General features: G+C 59.4%; 16 protein-coding genes. 12 read left to right on the forward strand and 4 right to left on the reverse strand.

The genetic code is table 11. The annotated features are described in order from the left end of the window. The first annotated feature begins 109 nt into the window (after positions 1-109). The 3 genes from SLW75_RS22140 (at position 110) to deoC (ending at position 2,825) form a co-directional block, all read left to right on the forward strand. Positions 110-1,093 carry a FecCD family ABC transporter permease gene (locus SLW75_RS22140; RefSeq protein ID WP_410935456.1) on the forward strand — a complete coding sequence of 328 codons (984 nt, stop codon included), beginning with the start codon at positions 110-112 and terminating at the stop codon, positions 1,091-1,093. Further along, positions 1,093-1,860 (forward strand): heme ABC transporter ATP-binding protein, encoded by a 768-nt coding sequence (locus tag SLW75_RS22145; protein WP_410935441.1) that lies wholly within the window; start codon positions 1,093-1,095, stop codon positions 1,858-1,860. The genes SLW75_RS22140 and SLW75_RS22145 overlap by 1 nt, the downstream gene beginning before the upstream one ends. Before the next feature lie 188 nt (positions 1,861-2,048). After that, a complete protein-coding gene (gene deoC, locus SLW75_RS22150) occupies positions 2,049-2,825 on the forward strand; it encodes a deoxyribose-phosphate aldolase (protein ID WP_410935442.1) in 777 nt (258 codons plus the stop codon). A 181-nt stretch (positions 2,826-3,006) separates the two neighbouring features. On the opposite strand, the gene SLW75_RS22155 is transcribed toward deoC, so the two are convergent. From SLW75_RS22155 to SLW75_RS22165, 3 genes are all read right to left on the reverse strand, one after another. Continuing rightward, positions 3,007-3,294: a TfoX/Sxy family protein gene (locus SLW75_RS22155; protein ID WP_192135964.1), complete on the reverse strand. Its 288-nt coding sequence runs from the start codon at positions 3,292-3,294 to the stop codon at positions 3,007-3,009. 227 nt (positions 3,295-3,521) lie between these two features. Beyond that, positions 3,522-3,866, reverse strand: coding sequence for a pentapeptide repeat-containing protein (locus SLW75_RS22160; RefSeq protein WP_065988287.1), 345 nt, complete (start codon positions 3,864-3,866; stop codon positions 3,522-3,524). 102 nt (positions 3,867-3,968) lie between these two features. Beyond that, positions 3,969-5,504 carry a bifunctional aminoglycoside phosphotransferase/ATP-binding protein gene (locus tag SLW75_RS22165; RefSeq protein WP_410935443.1) on the reverse strand — a complete coding sequence of 512 codons (1,536 nt, stop codon included), beginning with the start codon at positions 5,502-5,504 and terminating at the stop codon, positions 3,969-3,971. 133 nt (positions 5,505-5,637) lie between these two features. On the opposite strand from SLW75_RS22165, the gene mrcB reads away from it, so the two are divergent. From mrcB to SLW75_RS22180, 3 genes are read left to right on the forward strand one after another with little or no spacing between them, the layout of a single operon-like run. Beyond that, positions 5,638-7,959, forward strand: coding sequence for a penicillin-binding protein 1B (gene mrcB, locus SLW75_RS22170; protein WP_065988285.1), 2,322 nt, complete (start codon positions 5,638-5,640; stop codon positions 7,957-7,959). Between the two features lie 31 nt (positions 7,960-7,990). Continuing rightward, positions 7,991-8,731, forward strand: a complete 741-nt coding sequence (locus tag SLW75_RS22175; protein ID WP_065988284.1) for a tetratricopeptide repeat protein — start codon at positions 7,991-7,993, stop codon at positions 8,729-8,731. Continuing rightward, complete coding sequence (locus SLW75_RS22180; protein ID WP_065988283.1) at positions 8,724-9,053, forward strand: YqcC family protein; 330 nt, start codon at positions 8,724-8,726, stop codon at positions 9,051-9,053. The genes SLW75_RS22175 and SLW75_RS22180 overlap by 8 nt, the downstream gene beginning before the upstream one ends. Before the next feature lie 3 nt (positions 9,054-9,056). Here the strand turns inward: SLW75_RS22180 and SLW75_RS22185 are convergent, their stop codons facing one another. Beyond that, a complete protein-coding gene (locus tag SLW75_RS22185; RefSeq protein ID WP_065988282.1) occupies positions 9,057-9,485 on the reverse strand; it encodes a DUF4124 domain-containing protein in 429 nt (142 codons plus the stop codon). A 410-nt stretch (positions 9,486-9,895) separates the two neighbouring features. Here SLW75_RS22185 and SLW75_RS22190 point away from each other — a divergent pair, with 410 nt between their 5' ends. The 6 genes from SLW75_RS22190 to msrQ all read left to right on the forward strand — a co-directional run bounded on the left by SLW75_RS22190 (position 9,896) and on the right by msrQ (position 15,878). Then, on the forward strand, positions 9,896-11,620 hold the full coding sequence (locus SLW75_RS22190; RefSeq protein ID WP_410935444.1) for an acetolactate synthase 3 large subunit: 1,725 nt from the start codon (positions 9,896-9,898) through the stop codon (positions 11,618-11,620). Positions 11,621-11,622: 2 nt separating this feature from the next. Continuing rightward, positions 11,623-12,114, forward strand: a complete 492-nt coding sequence (ilvN, locus tag SLW75_RS22195) for an acetolactate synthase small subunit (RefSeq protein WP_065988281.1) — start codon at positions 11,623-11,625, stop codon at positions 12,112-12,114. A gap of 46 nt (positions 12,115-12,160) precedes the next feature. Then, complete coding sequence (gene ilvC / locus SLW75_RS22200) at positions 12,161-13,177, forward strand: ketol-acid reductoisomerase (RefSeq protein ID WP_065988280.1); 1,017 nt, start codon at positions 12,161-12,163, stop codon at positions 13,175-13,177. Between the two features lie 147 nt (positions 13,178-13,324). Next, positions 13,325-14,173 carry a CDP-diacylglycerol--serine O-phosphatidyltransferase gene (pssA, locus tag SLW75_RS22205; protein ID WP_065988279.1) on the forward strand — a complete coding sequence of 283 codons (849 nt, stop codon included), beginning with the start codon at positions 13,325-13,327 and terminating at the stop codon, positions 14,171-14,173. Positions 14,174-14,244: 71 nt separating this feature from the next. Then, complete coding sequence (gene msrP / locus SLW75_RS22210; RefSeq protein ID WP_410935445.1) at positions 14,245-15,258, forward strand: protein-methionine-sulfoxide reductase catalytic subunit MsrP; 1,014 nt, start codon at positions 14,245-14,247, stop codon at positions 15,256-15,258. Next, positions 15,258-15,878 carry a protein-methionine-sulfoxide reductase heme-binding subunit MsrQ gene (msrQ, locus tag SLW75_RS22215; RefSeq protein WP_410935446.1) on the forward strand — a complete coding sequence of 207 codons (621 nt, stop codon included), beginning with the start codon at positions 15,258-15,260 and terminating at the stop codon, positions 15,876-15,878. The genes msrP and msrQ overlap by 1 nt, the downstream gene beginning before the upstream one ends. The last annotated feature ends 131 nt before the right edge of the window (positions 15,879-16,009 follow it).

Genomic DNA, 16,009 nt, shown 5'->3' on the forward strand with positions numbered 1-16,009 from the left:
CGAAATCCAGCCAGTCGCGCCTTGAGGTGATCGACTGCGCCTTCCTTTATAGGGGACGCACCTTTTTATGCGCTTCACCTCTCAACTGATCGCGCTGGGCCTGGCCTGTTTGCTGGCGATGTGGCTGTCCCTCGCCCTCGGGCCTGTCAGCCTGCCGATGATGGATACTTTGCGCGCGGTTCTTCATCTGATGGGCGTGCCCGTGGCGGAGGACAACTTGCAGCAGGCGGAGCTGATCGTAGGCCAGATCCGCCTGCCCCGTACGTTGCTCGGGCTGGCGGTGGGGGCTGTGCTGGCCTTGTCGGGCGTGGCGATGCAGGCTTTGTTTCGCAATCCCCTCGCCGACCCCGGTCTGGTCGGGGTTTCCAGTGGCGCGGCATTGGGCGCGGCGGTGGCCATCGTTGCCGGAGCATCGCTGGGCGGTCTACCTGAGCCGTTCCAGCCGTATTTGCTGTCAGTCTGCGCATTTGCCGGTGGGCTTGGCGTGACCGCAATCGTCTATCGGCTGGGACGCCGCGATGGCCGAACCAGCGTCAGCACCATGCTGCTGGCGGGTGTAGCGATGACGGCGCTGGCCGGCTCAGTCATCGGCCTGCTCACGTATATGGCCGACGACGCCAGTCTGCGGACGCTGACGTTCTGGAATCTGGGCACACTTAATGGTGCCAGTTACGCCCGGCTCTGGCCTCTTTTGCTGGTTTGCGTGGCGGTGATCCTCTGGCTGCCGCGCCGAGCCAAGGCGCTCAACGCGCTTCTGCTTGGAGAATCGGAAGCGCGCCATCTGGGCATCGAGGTCGAACGCCTCAAGCGTGAGCTGATTCTGTGCATCGCCCTTGGCGTCGGGGCTGCCGTCGCAGCGGCGGGGCTGATCGGCTTCATCGGTCTGATCGTGCCGCACCTGGTGCGACTGCTGAGCGGGCCGGACCACCGCGTTGTCCTTCCCGCCTCAGCGCTGGCAGGGGCAACACTGCTGCTCGTCGCAGACATCTTCGCCCGATTGGTGATGGCGCCGGCGGAGCTGCCAATCGGAATCGTTACTGTGTTCCTTGGCGCGCCGTTTTTTCTTTTCCTGCTGGTTCGAGGCCGTCGCTGATGTTGATCGCTAATGACCTCGGCATCGTGCGCGATGGCAAGCAGGTGGTCGCCAACATCGACTTGGCGTTGGCGCCCGGTCAGATGCTCGGCGTGCTGGGCTCCAATGGGGCCGGCAAAAGTTCGCTGATGGCTGCCCTGTGCGGCGAGCTTGCCCCGACTCACGGTCACGTGGTGCTGGACGACATTCCCCTGAATCAATGGCGCGGCCACGAACGGGCGCGTCGGCTGGCGGTACTGCCGCAGAGCTCGACATTGGATTTCGCGTTCAAGGTCGAGGAAGTGGTTGCGATGGGCCGCTTGCCCCATGACAGCGGTCAGCAATGTGACGGAGAGATCATCCAGCACGCCCTTGCGGCGGCCGATGGGCTTCACCTGCTCGGTCGCAGCTATCTGACGCTGTCGGGCGGCGAGCGTCAGCGGGTTCACCTGGCACGGGTGCTGGCGCAGGTGTGGCCGGGCGAGGAGGGCCAGATTCTCTTGCTGGACGAGCCCACGTCGGCGCTCGACCCGCTGCATCAGCACACCACGCTGTTGGCCGTTCGTGCCTTCGCCGACCGTGGCGGCGCGGTGATGGTGATCCTGCATGACTTGAACCTGGCAGCCCGTTACTGCGATCAGCTGTTGCTGCTGGCGCAAGGGCGCGCACATCTATCCGGCACACCAGAGCACGTGCTCACGCCTGAGGCGCTGAAGTCGGTGTTCGGTCTGGATGTTCTGGTGCAGCCTCATCCCGAGCGTGGGCATCCGCTGGTGATCGCTCGCTGAATGGGCTCGTGTCGATGTGCATCAGCTGCCTTTACCGATGCAGCAGCCCGTTTCCATTGCCTGTGCGGGCAATGTCCTTCGGACAATTCCTGTAATCACGTAGGCCTGCTCTTTTGCGTCTTTGTGACCGTTCAGGCACAGCCGTTCTCGATCATCGTCGCCTCAAGCCAAGGTATCGAGGATGTGTAATGAACGACTTAAACGAAGCGATTGACGTGCATGCGGTCGATGCGTCATTGGCGCAACTGGCTATAGGCCTGATGGAATTGGCTTCGTTGAATGCCGATGACACGCCGGAAAAGATCATTGCGTTGTGTCATCGAGCCCTGACACCTGTGGGGCATGTTGCCGCCGTCTGTGTAATGCCCCGATTCGCAGGACTGGCGCGGCGCACCCTCGACAGCCTGCATGCGCGGGAGGTCAGCGTCGTGGCCGCGGTTAACTTTCCGAGCGGTTCGCCTTCTGTCAGCTCGGCCGAGTCGGAAACCCAGGCGGCAATTCTCGCGGGTGCCGACGAAATCGATCTGGTCTATCCCTTCCATGCGCTGCTTGGCGGGGACAGACAGATTGGCGCGGACATCATTAACGCCTGTAAAGCCAGATGCGGTCGTGCTGCATTGACCGTCACGCTGGAAACCGGCGTGCTGCGTGATCCGCAGGTCATTCACGGCGCAAGCTGTGTTGCAATTCAGGAGGGCGCCAACTTTCTGAAAACCAGTACGGGGAAACAGGTCCTCAACGCGACACCCCAGGCCAGCCGGATTTTGATTGCGGCCATCGCCGAGTCAGGCGCGCATGTGGGCATCAACGTCTCCGGGAATGTACGGACGCTCAAGGAAGCGCGGGTTCACATGGATCTGGTCAAGGCACGATTCGGCCCACGCTGGCTTGGGCAGGGGAGACTGCGGCTCGGGGCGACCAGCCTGCTGGATGATTTGTTGGGCCACTTGGGAGTAGGGGCTTGAATCCCGGGCAAAAAAAGACCCGGCAAAGAGCCGGGTCAAAAACCGTGATTAGCCTGATGAGGAGATAATCTGAGAGTCCGAACCAAGGAGCCTTTCAGGTTATCGACCAGTCTCGCGACCGGATGTGATAATCATAGTGATTCTCATTTGTAAGTCAACAGTGTTCTGCAGACTATTTTGCTTATGTAATGTGGCGTTCCCGGATTAGCCCAGAACTGGCGTTCTTCAGTTCAGTGTCCATGGAATCTTTGTGCGCTTGGGGCAGCTCGGCCCAAGGGCGATCTGACAGCGCGCCTTCCAGTGAGTAGAGCAGCGCTTTCGAGGCCCGGAATCCCCTGACCTGAACGGCCCGGTAAGCCTGAATCGCGCCGAGTCGCCGCAGATCAGCAATCGTGTGAATACCCGCAGCGTGAAGCCATTGAACCGAGGTCCTCCCCAGGTTCTTCATGCCCAACAATTCGTCATCCATGTGCTAACCCATCCTGTGGTTCCATGTAATAACTTCTCCATAGGCTCGACATAAACTGAAAAGGCGAGCCATGCCGTTTAGCGTAGACGACGCCGAATCAATCTGCAGAGTGTTACCACTCGAACGCGGCGTACGCCGCCGAACGGCAGGATCAGGTTGGATTGGATAAGCAGGCGAGGGCAGGCCCGACATGGCGGCGCATGCAGGGCGAGAGGTTAGAGCGAGGCTTAGCGGGTGCGATAGCGCAGGCGAGTACCGAAATTGACTGACATAAGGATCTCGTCAGCACTCAGCTCTGGCGGGAAGTACGCCCCGGATATCTGTGCATGGGCGATGCTTGCACCTTCAAGTTGGCTCGTCCGGAAGTCAACGCCGCGCAAGTCCGCCGACCTGAAGTAAGCATCAGTGAAGTCGATGCGGTCGGCGTCGATCTCACGCAGATCCAGGCCGCGGAAATCGCCTCCAGACAGATCAACAGGGCCCTGCTTAGGGCGTTCGAGGTTGAAGGCGGTCACATCGTCTTTTCGCAACAGTGCGAACAGAGGCGAGTCGAGCTGTTTGGGCTGGTTCATTTGACGTCTCCATTGTTGGTATTCTGACGCCACTATAATGCCACCTGCGTCGAGCCGTGAAGCGTTATCCATCACGACTCGACCGCTGGCGGATGCGGGCTATCAGAGCCCCGGCAGCTGCTGACGAATGTCGGCGACCAGCTTGTCCAGATCACCACTGACGTTGGTCTCGACGTGGCGGCTGCGCAATATTTCATCAGCGGTCAGCGCCTCGCGACTGGCCAGCTGCGCTTCAATGACTTCCATGGTTGCGTCCGAAGGATCATCATTTTGTGCCCGACGTTGCGCCAGCCAACCCTCGATAACCGCTTTTGGCGCGGCGCAGTCAACGATCAGAAAAGGAACGCCCATTGCCTCGGCAATCTGCGCAGTCGCCTGACGCTGCGGGAGCTTCAAATAGGTTGCATCGATGACCACCGGCAAGCCTGCGCGGAGCACGACACCCGCCAGCTCATTCAGACGCTGATAAGTAGCCGCGCTGACGTCGGCGGAATACAGATCTTCATGGTCGGCGAATGCACGCTTGCGCTCGACATCTGAACGCAGACGGATCGCCCCCAGCGCTTCGACCAGGCGCATCGCAACCTGACTTTTGCCGACCGCGGAAACGCCATGGGTGATGGCCAGAAAATTCGACGGAATCGCGCTATAGCTCTCGGCCAGGTTGGCGTAATTGCGATACTGGCGCAGTGTCGCGGCCCGTTGCACCTGATCGGCGTCGGCATTCAGGCTAAACAGCGCCACTTTGGCGCGGACCAGTGCCCGGTAGGCCTTGTAGAAATTGAGAAGCTGAAGTCCCGCATAGTCGCCGGTCAGTTCGAGGTACTGACTGACGAATCGACGGGAAAGGCTTTTCAGGCCGCGATCCTCAAGGTCCATGGCCAGGAAGCCGATGTCGGCATAGACATCTGTCATGCGGAAGGGCTCGTTGAACTCGATGCAGTCGAAAATCACCACCTTGCCATCGATCAGCGTTGCGTTGCCCAAGTGGATGTCGCCATGGCACTCGCGGACAAATCCGTCGAGCTTGCGCTGGTTCATCAATGGCTTGAGGCGCTCGAAACTGCTTTTCGCCCATGCCTCCAGCGCTTCAAGTTGGATGAGGTCAGACTTTTCGCTGAGGAAGGGCAGAATCTGCTCAAAATTTTGCGTGACCGGCGCCATTGCGCTGTCGGCGCTGCCGAGGGGGTTTTCCATCGGCACCTTGGGCGACTTGAGATGAAACTCGGCGATCTGCCGGGCCATGTCGTCGATGTGCGCGGTGGTCAGTTCGCCCTTTGCTTGCAAGGTGCTGAGCAAGCCGTCCTGCGGGAACTGGCGCATTTTCAGCACGTACTCGATCGCTTCACCTTCACCATTCAGCTGCGGAGCGTCGATGCTGCCGGTAACAGGCAGCACTTCCAGGTACAGATCGTCCGTCAGGCGCTGGTTCAGCATCAGCTCCTGCTCACAGAAATGCTGGCGCGCCGGCAGGTGGGTGAAGTCCAGAAAACCGAAATTGACCGGCTTCTTCATCTTGTAGACGTACTGGCCGGTGAGGAGCACCCAGGAAATATGCGTCTCGATGACCTGAAACTGTTCGACCGGGTGAGGAAACAGGGCGGGGTTTTGCAGCGCGGCTATCAGTGTCTGGCTCACGGACGATCCTTGAAAGGTGATAAGGCGATAGAGAAGTAGCGAAAGGCGGCCATTATGGCCGCTGGAGCCATTGCTGCAAACCGCTTAAAGGGCGGTCTGTCGGGGGCTTTGAAAGTGCGTATAATCCGCCGCCATGACCCGATCCCGCACCCCGAAAAAATCCCCCAAACCCACCAACAGCCGCCTGCGCAGCCTGTTGGGCTGGGCCCTGAAACTCAGTCTTGTCGGGCTGGTGATCCTTGGCTGCTTCGCCGTTTACCTGGATTCCATCGTCCAGGAAAAATTCTCCGGCAAGCGCTGGACCATTCCCGCCAAGGTCTATGCACGGCCACTGGAGCTGTTCGTCGGCCAGAAGCTTTCACGCGATGACTTCCTTCTGGAACTCGATGCGCTGGGCTATCGTCGTGAAGGTGTGGCCAACGGGCCGGGCGCTGCCGCGGTCAACGGCAACACTGTCGATCTCAACACCCGCGGCTTCCAGTTCTATGAAGGCGCTGATCCGGCTCAGCAGATTCACGTGCGCTTCTCCGGCGATTACGTTGCGGAACTGAGCGCCGCCAATGGCGCCAAGCTTGCTGTCGCGCGGCTTGAGCCCCTGATGATCGGCGGCTTGTACCCGAAGAATCTCGAAGACCGGATTCTGATCAAGCTCGATCAGGCGCCGCCTTATTTGCTCGACACGCTCGTCACCGTCGAAGATCGGGATTTCTACCATCACTTCGGCGTATCGCCGAAGGGGATCCTGCGAGCCTTCTGGATCAACGCTTCCGCTGGCCAGATGCGCCAGGGCGGATCGACGCTGACTCAGCAACTGGTCAAGAACTTCTACCTGACCAACGAGCGCAGCATCACCCGCAAGCTGACCGAAGCGATGATGGCAGTTCTGCTGGAGATTCATTACAGCAAGCAGGAGATTCTCGAGGCCTACCTCAACGAAGTGTTCGTGGGGCAGGACGGTCAGCGCGCGGTCCACGGCTTTGGTCTGGCGAGTCAGTATTTCTTCAGTCAGCCGCTGTCGGAGTTGAAGCTGCATCAGGTCGCCTTGCTGGTCGGTCTGGTCAAGGGGCCTTCGTATTACAACCCGCGCCGCAATCCCGAGCGTGCGCTGGAGCGTCGCAATCTGGTCCTCGATCTGCTTGAACAACAGGGTGTCGCCACCCCCGAAGTGGTTGCGGCTGCGAAGAAGATGCCGCTTGGCGTGAGCAAAGTCGGATCGCTGGCCGACAGCTCGTTCCCGGACTTCCTTGATCTGGTCAAACGCCAGCTGCGTCAGGACTACCGCGACGAGGACTTGACCGAAGAGGGCCTGCGGATCTTCACCAGTTTCGACCCTATTCTGCAGATGAAATCCGAAGCTGCCGTGCGCGAAAGCTTCGCCAGGATTTCCGGCCGCAAAGGCGCGGACGAGATGGAAACGGCCATGGTCGTGACCAATCCGGAGACCGGCGAAGTCCAGGCGCTGATCGGCAGCCGCCAGGCAGGCTTCGCGGGTTTCAACCGGGCGCTGGATGCCGTTCGGCCGATCGGGTCGTTGGTCAAGCCGGCCATCTATCTGACCGCTCTCGAGCGTCCGCAGCAGTACTCGCTGACCAGCTGGATTCCCGACGAGCCTTTTCAGGTGAAAGGCGCCGACGGCCAGATCTGGAAGCCCCAGAACTACGATCACAAAGCCCACGGCAACATTTTCCTGTATCAGGGCCTGGCGCATTCCTACAACCTGTCCAGCGCTAAGCTGGGTCTGGACCTGGGCATTCCGAATGTCTTCAAAACCCTGACCAAGCTGGGCGTCACTCGCGAGTGGCCGGCGTTCCCGTCGATGCTCCTGGGGGCTGGCGCGCTGACGCCGATCGAAGTGGCGACGATGTACCAGACCATCGCCAGCGGCGGCTTCAACACGCCGTTGCGCGGGATTCGCAGCGTACTGACCGCCGAAGGGGAGCCGCTCAAGCGCTACCCGTTCCAGATTCAGCAACGTTTCGACCCGGGTTCGATCTATTTGCTGCAGAACGCCATGCAGAGGGTGATGCGCGAGGGTACGGGTAAATCGGTGTACAACGTGCTGCCGAGCACCCTGAATCTGGCGGGCAAGTCAGGCACCACCAATGACTCGCGCGACAGCTGGTTTGCCGGCTTCAGCCAGGACTTGCTGGCGATCGTCTGGATGGGCCGCGACGACAACGGCAAGACGCCGTTCACTGGGGCCACCGGCGCACTGCAGATCTGGACCAGCTTCATGAAGAAAGCCGATCCGCTGCCGCTGGACATGGCGATGCCTGATAACGTCGTGCAGGCCTGGGTCAATGCCAGTACCGGCGAAGGCACCGACGCCAGCTGCCCGAACGCCGTACAGATGCCGTATATTCGCGGCAGTGAGCCGCAACCCGGCCCGACCTGCGGTGGGGCAGCAGCGCCTGCCGATTCGGTGATGGACTGGGTCAAGGGCTGGTTGAACTAAGCCTGGTTGAATTAAGCAAAGAGGATGTGACGTGAACAAGTGGTGGATTCCGGCTGTAACGGCTCTGGCTTTGCTCAACGGTTGCGCGTCCCAGACGCGCAGTGCGATTCCGGTGGTCGATTCAGGGTCACGCGTTTCAAACGGCGAGCGCGTTTCGTCTACTCGCAGCAACACCTATCGCGCGCCGGTACAGGCACCCGCGCAGTCGCAGACGATTCAGGAAGATTCTGGTGTCACGGTCATGGTACCCGGCGGCGCCAACGCCAGTGGTGCGCCTATTTCGACGTTCGTGCCACCCGCTACGGCGCCGATCAGCACTGCGCCGGTTAATCAGGCCCCAGTGAACAATACGTACACACCGCCGCCAGCGACCAGCAATACCTACAACATGCCGGCCTCGGCGCCGACTGGCATTCCGTCTGCGTCCAGCGGCGGGTTGTCAGAAGACGAGCAACTGGATGGGCCGGTGCTGGCGTTGCTCACCACCGCTCAGCAGCAGCAGTCCGGTGGCGATCTCAACGGCGCATCATCGAGCCTTGAGCGTGCTCAACGTGTTGCCCCCCGTGAGCCCCAGGTCCTCTACCGTCTGGCGCAAGTGCGTCTGGCCCAGGGCGATGCGCCTCAGGCTGAGCAATTGGCCCGTCGTGCTCTGACCTACGCCAACGGTCGCGCGAGCCTTCAAGCCAGTCTTTGGGGCCTGATTGCCCAATCGCGGGAAAAGCAGGGTGACGCCGCCGGTGCAGCGTTGGCGCGGCAGAAAGCCAATGGATAAACGCTTTCCGAAAATCGCTGACCAATTGCTGTTGATCGAGCGCGAATTGCGAGTCCTGGGATGGTGGAAGGAAGTGCCGCCCAGCGACGAGTCGCTGTCAAGCCGTGAACCCTTCTGCGTCGACACGCTGGATTTTGATCAGTGGCTGCAATGGATCTTCCTGCCACGCATGAAGATCATCCTTGAGCAGGATATGCCGTTGCCCACGGCATCCGGCATTCTGGAAATGGCGGAGATGGTATACGCCAGCCGTATCCGTGAAGCACGCAACTTGCTGGCGCTGCTGAAAGACTTCGACCGGTTGATTACCGAGGCGGTCTGACCCTCAGTTGCATTGATCGTCGAGGTACTGCTTGACCTCGACGATGCGGGCCTGCCGCTCTTCTTCCGTGAAACGCCTGAACTCGCCATTCACCTCCTGTCGTACCCGAGGGTTGTTCTGCAGTTGGGCAAGGTTGGTTCGCTGTTCGTCGCACGCTTCTTTGCGCTTGGCTTCCTGGGCGGCAACCTGTTTTCTGACCTTGGCATCGACCGCCTCCTGCTCCCGTGCTCCCTCCTGGTTCTGCGGGGGCGGGGCAGGTGGGGCCGAGACGGGGCTCCCTGTATTGATTTCCTGTGCTGTCTGCCCGGCAGGCGGCTGGGCGTCGAAATGCGTGACGCCCTGAGCGTCCACCCATTTGTATATCTGCGCGGCCTGGCCGACCGCCGGGGCGACGGCCAGTGTCAGCGTCGCTGCAAGAATCATCCAGCGCATTCCCGGTTCCTTACTTCTGTGGCAATGGCCGGAAACCTATCACAAGCGGCGCGCTGCGACCTCATTCGGTGCCTTTTGGCGGGCAGTGGACGAAGAAAGCGCATCGATGACTTGACTTGAGAGGGGCGAATCCGAACAATCCAAAGTTCGCTGTAGAGGGACTGCCAGAAGCAGACCGTCTCGGTAGATCATGAGGCGCACACCCGCGCCGACCCGTAACACCCGCAACGCGTTACCTCGCGCTGGGTGGGAAGACCCCGAAACACTTAAGGGGCGATCCCAATACTTGCTCAGTCAGTGCTGACGTAGTCGGCGACCACCGTCGCTCATGCTCTGCTTTGCAGTAAACCTATTAAGACCCGTCTCCTCGCTTGTGTGGACGGTATTCTGGCGTTTTAGAGGTGAACAACGTGGAGCTTTTATCTGGCGCTGAAATGGTCGTCCGCTTTTTGCGTGACGAAGGCGTAGAGCACATCTACGGGTACCCTGGCGGTGCCCTCCTGCATATATACGACGCGCTGTTCAAAGAACCGGCTGTGAGCCATATCCTTGTTCGTCACGAACAGGCCGCGACTCACATGGCTGACGGTTACGCCCGCGCCACCGGCAAGGCAGGCGTTGTGCTGGTGACTTCGGGTCCCGGCGCAACCAATGCCATCACCGGTATCGCGACCGCCTACATGGATTCGATTCCAATGGTGGTGCTGTCCGGTCAGGTCCCGAGCAACATGGTTGGTACCGACGCGTTCCAGGAAACCGACATGATCGGTATCTCCCGGCCAATCGTGAAGCACAGCTTCATGATCAAACACCCGTCGGAGATCCCGGAAGTCCTGAAGAAGGCGTTCTACTTGGCCCAATCCGGTCGTCCTGGTCCTGTCGTCGTCGATATCCCGAAAGACATGACCAACCCGGCAGAGAAGTTCGAATACATCTTCCCCAAGAAAGCCAAGCTGCGCTCCTACAGCCCGGCGGTCCGCGGCCATTCCGGCCAGATCCGCAAGGCCGTGGAAATGCTGGTCGCGGCCAAGCGCCCGGTCATCTACGCAGGCGGCGGCGTGATCATGGGCAACGGTTCGGCGCCATTGACCGAACTGGCGCAGCAATTGAACGCTCCGGTCACCAACACGTTGATGGGCCTGGGTGCTTATCCAGGCACCGATCGCCAGTTCGTCGGCATGCTGGGGATGCATGGCAGCTACACCGCCAACCTGGCAATGCATCACGCCGATGTGATTCTTGCGGTGGGCGCGCGGTTCGACGATCGCGTGATCAACGGGCCGGCGAAATTCTGCCCGAACGCCAAAATCATTCACGTCGACATCGACCCGGCGTCCATCTCCAAGACCATCAAGGCCGACGTGCCAATCGTCGGGCCGGTCGAGAGCGTGCTGAACGAAATGGTTGCGACTCTCAAAGAGCTCGCCGAAACCCCTAACAAGGAGTCGGTCGCGACGTGGTGGAAGCAGATCGAAGAATGGCGCGCCGGCGGTGACCTGTTCCCTTACAACCGTGGCGACGGAAGCGTCATCAAGCCGCAGACTGTGATCGAGACGCTGTGCGAAGTGACCAAAGGCGATGCCTACGTCACCTCCGATGTGGGGCAGCACCAGATGTTCGCGGCTCAGTACTACCGCTTCAACAAACCCAATCGCTGGATCAACTCCGGCGGTCTCGGCACCATGGGCTTCGGCCTGCCGGCCGCGATGGGTGTTGCGCTGAGTTTCCCGAATGACAATGTCGCCTGCGTCACCGGCGAAGGCAGCATTCAGATGAACATTCAGGAGCTGTCGACCTGTCTGCAGTACAACCTGCCGGTGAAGATCATCCTGCTCAACAACGGCGTGCTTGGCATGGTCCGTCAGTGGCAGGACATGAGCTACAGCGGTCGTCACTCGCATTCCTACATGGAGTCGCTGCCTGACTTCGTGAAGCTGGTCGAGGCTTACGGGCACGTCGGCATGCGCATCACCGATCTCAAGGACCTGAAGCCGAAGATGGAAGAAGCGTTCGCCATGAAAGATCGGCTGGTGTTCCTCGATATCAAGGTCGATGTCGGCGAGCACGTCTATCCGATGCAGATCAGAGACGGGTCCATGCGTGACATGTGGCTGAGCAAGACGGAGCGGACATAACCATGCGCCACATCATTTCGCTATTGCTGGAAAACGAACCGGGTGCGCTGTCTCGTGTGGTCGGCCTGTTTTCGCAGCGCAACTACAACATCGAAAGCCTGACAGTGGCGCCAACCGAGGACCCGACCCTGTCGCGTCTGACGCTGACCACCGTTGGCCAAGATGAAGTGATCGAGCAAATCACCAAGAACCTCAACAAGCTGGTCGAAGTGGTCAAGCTGGTCGACCTGTCGGAAAGCGCCCACATCGAGCGCGAGCTGATGCTGATCAAAGTGAAAGCCACTGGCGCCCAGCGTGCCGAGATCAAGCGCACCACCGACATTTTCCGCGGCCAGATCGTCGACGTCTCCAGCAGCGTCTATACCGTGCAGTTGACCGGGACAAGCGACAAGCTGGACAGCTTCATCCAGGCGATTGGCACTACTGCCATTCTGGAAACCGTACGAAGCGGCGTCACGGGCATTGCCCGCGGCGACAAAGTGCTGAGCATCTAACCTAATTTTGCAAATGGCCTTGCGGCCAAGTTATCAGGGGAATTTCATGAAAGTTTATTACGACAAAGACTGCGACCTTTCGATCATCCAGGGCAAAAAAGTTGCCATCATCGGTTACGGTTCTCAGGGCCACGCTCAAGCGTGCAACCTGAAAGACTCCGGCGTTGATGTCACTGTTGGCCTGCGCAAGGGTTCGGGTACTGTCGCCAAAGCTGAAGCTCACGGCCTGAAAGTGACTGACGTGGCTTCCGCCGTCGCCGCTGCAGACCTGGTCATGATCCTGACCCCGGACGAATTTCAGTCCCAGCTGTACAAGAACGAAATCGAGCCGAACATCAAGAAGGGCGCAACACTGGCCTTCTCCCACGGCTTCGCGATTCACTACAACCAGGTTGTTCCTCGTGCCGATCTCGACGTGATCATGATCGCGCCAAAAGCACCAGGCCACACCGTGCGTACCGAGTTTGTCAAAGGTGGTGGCATCCCTGACCTGATCGCCGTTTACCAGGACGCCTCGGGCAACGCCAAGAACGTCGCTCTGTCGTACGCGTCGGGTGTTGGCGGCGGCCGTACCGGTATCATCGAAACCACCTTCAAGGACGAAACCGAAACCGACCTGTTCGGCGAGCAAGCCGTTCTGTGTGGCGGTACCGTTGAACTGGTCAAAGCCGGTTTCGAGACCCTGGTTGAAGCCGGTTATGCGCCGGAAATGGCTTACTTCGAGTGCCTGCACGAACTGAAGCTGATCGTCGACCTCATGTACGAAGGCGGCATCGCCAACATGAACTACTCGATCTCCAACAACGCTGAATACGGCGAGTACGTTACCGGCCCGGAAGTCATCAATGCCGAATCCCGTCAGGCCATGCGCAACGCTCTGAAGCGCATTCAGGACGGCGAGTACGCCAAGATGTTCATCGCCGAGGGCGCCAGCGGCTACCCGTCGATGACCGCCAAGCGTCGTAACAACAAGGCGCACGGCCTGGAAATCATCGGTGAGCAACTGCGCTCGATGATGCCTTGGATCGCGAAGAACAAGATCGTCGACCAAGCCAAGAACTAAGATCCCGATCAGGTTCCTGCAGGAAAAAACGCGGCCCTCGGGTCGCGTTTTTTCGTTATGGGGGCTCATCTGGTATAAAGCTGCATCGTTTGTCGGCCCAAGGGCCACAAGCATTTGTCGAAATTCTTCAGCTGCAAGGTATTGTCCATGAGCGAACGTCCCGAAGAGCCGAACAAGGCTGCTGACGCCGAAAGCCTGCTACCGATTGATGAACACATTGAAGAGGGTCACGACGACGAGGGGCGCCAGGTGCGCCATCGCGGGATATACCTGCTACCCAATCTGTTCACCACTGCGAACCTGTTCGCCGGCTTCTACGCAATCATCAGCGCCATGAGTGCGCAGAGTGCATTGAGCGCGGGTGATCAGGCGAGCGCGAGCAAATACTTCGCGTTCTCCGCCATCGCCATCTTCGTTGCCATGGTCCTGGATGGTCTGGACGGCCGTGTTGCGCGGATGACAAACACCCAGAGCGCATTCGGCGCAGAGTACGACTCGCTGTCCGATATGGTCGCTTTTGGCGTGGCGCCGGCGCTGTTGGCGTTTGGCTGGGCGCTGGGTGACATGGGCAAGGTCGGCTGGATGGTCGCCTTCATCTATGTGGCGGGGGCAGCGTTGCGTCTGGCCCGGTTCAACACCCAGGTGGGCAAGGCGGACAAGCGTTACTTCATTGGCCTGGCAAGTCCTGCCGCCGCAGGGGTCGTCGCGGGCACCGTCTGGGCGTTCAGCGATTACGGCATCCAGGGTTCGAAACTGTCGTTTCTGGTTGCACTATTGGTCGCGGCAGCGGGCATGCTGATGGTCAGCAACATCAAGTACAACAGCTTCAAAGAGCTGGATCTGAAAGGGCGGGTGCCGTTTGTTGCAATTCTGGCCGTCGTTTTGGTATTCGCTGTGGTGTTCAGTGATCCGCCGCGCATTCTGCTGCTAATTTTCCTTGGATATGCAGCTTCCGGTCCTATCCAGTACCTGCTGCGTCTACGTCGCCAGAGGTAGTTCGCCGACCGTTATTTCCCGCATACTCCGCCGCTATAGATGCTTCAGTTCTCCATAGCTGCGGAGTCATCATGCTGATCAAGATCCCCTCTACGTCCGATTGCAAAGAGTCGGATGTCACACCCGAATCCTTTTATCTCTCGCGTCGCGCATTGCTCGGAAGCAGTCTTGCGGGGCTCGCCGTCAGCGCAATGCCTCGCTGGGCGCAAGCCGAAGAAGCCTCGCGCTATACCGAAGTCGAAGCCGGCGCTGCCCCTGACTGGTTCAAAGGCAAGTTACCTTCAACGAAGTGGCAAGCCGTTACCGTCAAGGACGAGACGATTACGCCGTTCAAGGACGCGACCCACTACAACAACTTCTACGAGTTCGGCACCGACAAGGGTGATCCCGCGCAAAACGCGGGCTCGCTGAAAACCGAACCGTGGAGCGTCGTCATTGACGGGGAGGTGGCCAAGCCTGGCCGCTACGCACTCGAAGACTTCATGAAGCCCTATCAGCTGGAAGAGCGTATCTATCGTCTGCGCTGCGTAGAAGCGTGGTCGATGGTGATTCCATGGCTGGGCTTCCCGATCTCCGAGCTGCTCAAGCAGGTTGAACCGACGGCGAATGCCAAATACATCCGGTTTGAAACGCTGCAGGACCCGAAGACCATGCCCGGCCAGCGCTCCGGCTTTGCGTTGATCGACTGGCCTTATGTAGAAGGGCTTCGTCTGGATGAGGCGATGAACCCGCTCGCGATTCTGGCGGTGGGCATGTATGGACGGGAACTGCCCAATCAGAACGGCGCGCCGTTGCGTCTGGTGGTGCCTTGGAAATATGGCTTTAAAAGCGTGAAGTCCATCGTGCGCATCAGTCTGACAAGCGAGCAGCCGAAGACGACCTGGCAAAGCATTGCGGCAAGCGAGTACGGTTTCTATGCCAATGTGAACCCGACGGTTGATCATCCACGCTGGACCCAGGCACGCGAGCGGCGTCTGCCCAGCGGGCTGTTCAGCCCGAATATTCGCCAGACCGAGATGTTTAACGGGTACGGGGAGCAGGTTGCTTCTCTTTATACAGGCCTGGACCTACGGAAAAACTATTGATGCGTTTCATCTACTGGCGTGTGTCGGTGTTCGTCGCAGCGGCTTTGGTCCCCCTGTATTGGCTCTACCAGGCGTGGATTTTTGCTTTGGGGCCTGATCCTGGAAAGGTACTAGTTGATCGCTTGGGCTTGGGGACGTTGATCCTGCTTTTGATTACGCTGGCGATGACCCCATTGCAGCGCACGACGGGCTGGCCCGGATGGATCGCCGTTCGCCGGCAGTTGGGGCTGTGGTGTTTCACGTATGTGTCGCTGCACATGCTGGGTTATGGCTTTTTTATCCTGGGCTTTGACTGGGCGCAGTTGGGCGTAGAACTGGTCAAACGGCCCTACATTATTGTCGGGGCGCTGGGTTTCCTGGGGCTGTTGTCGCTGGCGGTCACGTCCAATCGCTATAGCCAGCGCCGTTTGGGAATGCGCTGGAAGAAACTTCATCGGCTCAGTTACCTGATTTTGGGCCTGGGTTTGCTGCATATGCTGTGGATCGTGCGGGCGGATCTGAAGGAGTGGGCTCTCTATGCAACGATTGGCGCGCTGCTTCTGGTGCTGCGGATCCCCGCAATTGCTAAGCGTATACAGCGTCGCCGGGTTAAGAGCAGCAGTGTTCCCACTAAAGTTTAAATAAGTGCTTGACGCGTCTTTGGATCTGTCTATAATTCGCCCCACTTCCGGCGCAGACGAAACGGAAAACTCCTTGATAATCAAAGGGTTGGACGAAGTAAGCAGCGAGGAATGCTTCGGTTCAGATGCTT

Origin of the sequence: Pseudomonas sp. W5-01 (assembly GCF_046540435.1) — a bacterium.
In the GTDB taxonomy this organism is placed as follows: domain Bacteria; phylum Pseudomonadota; class Gammaproteobacteria; order Pseudomonadales; family Pseudomonadaceae; genus Aquipseudomonas; species Aquipseudomonas graminis_B.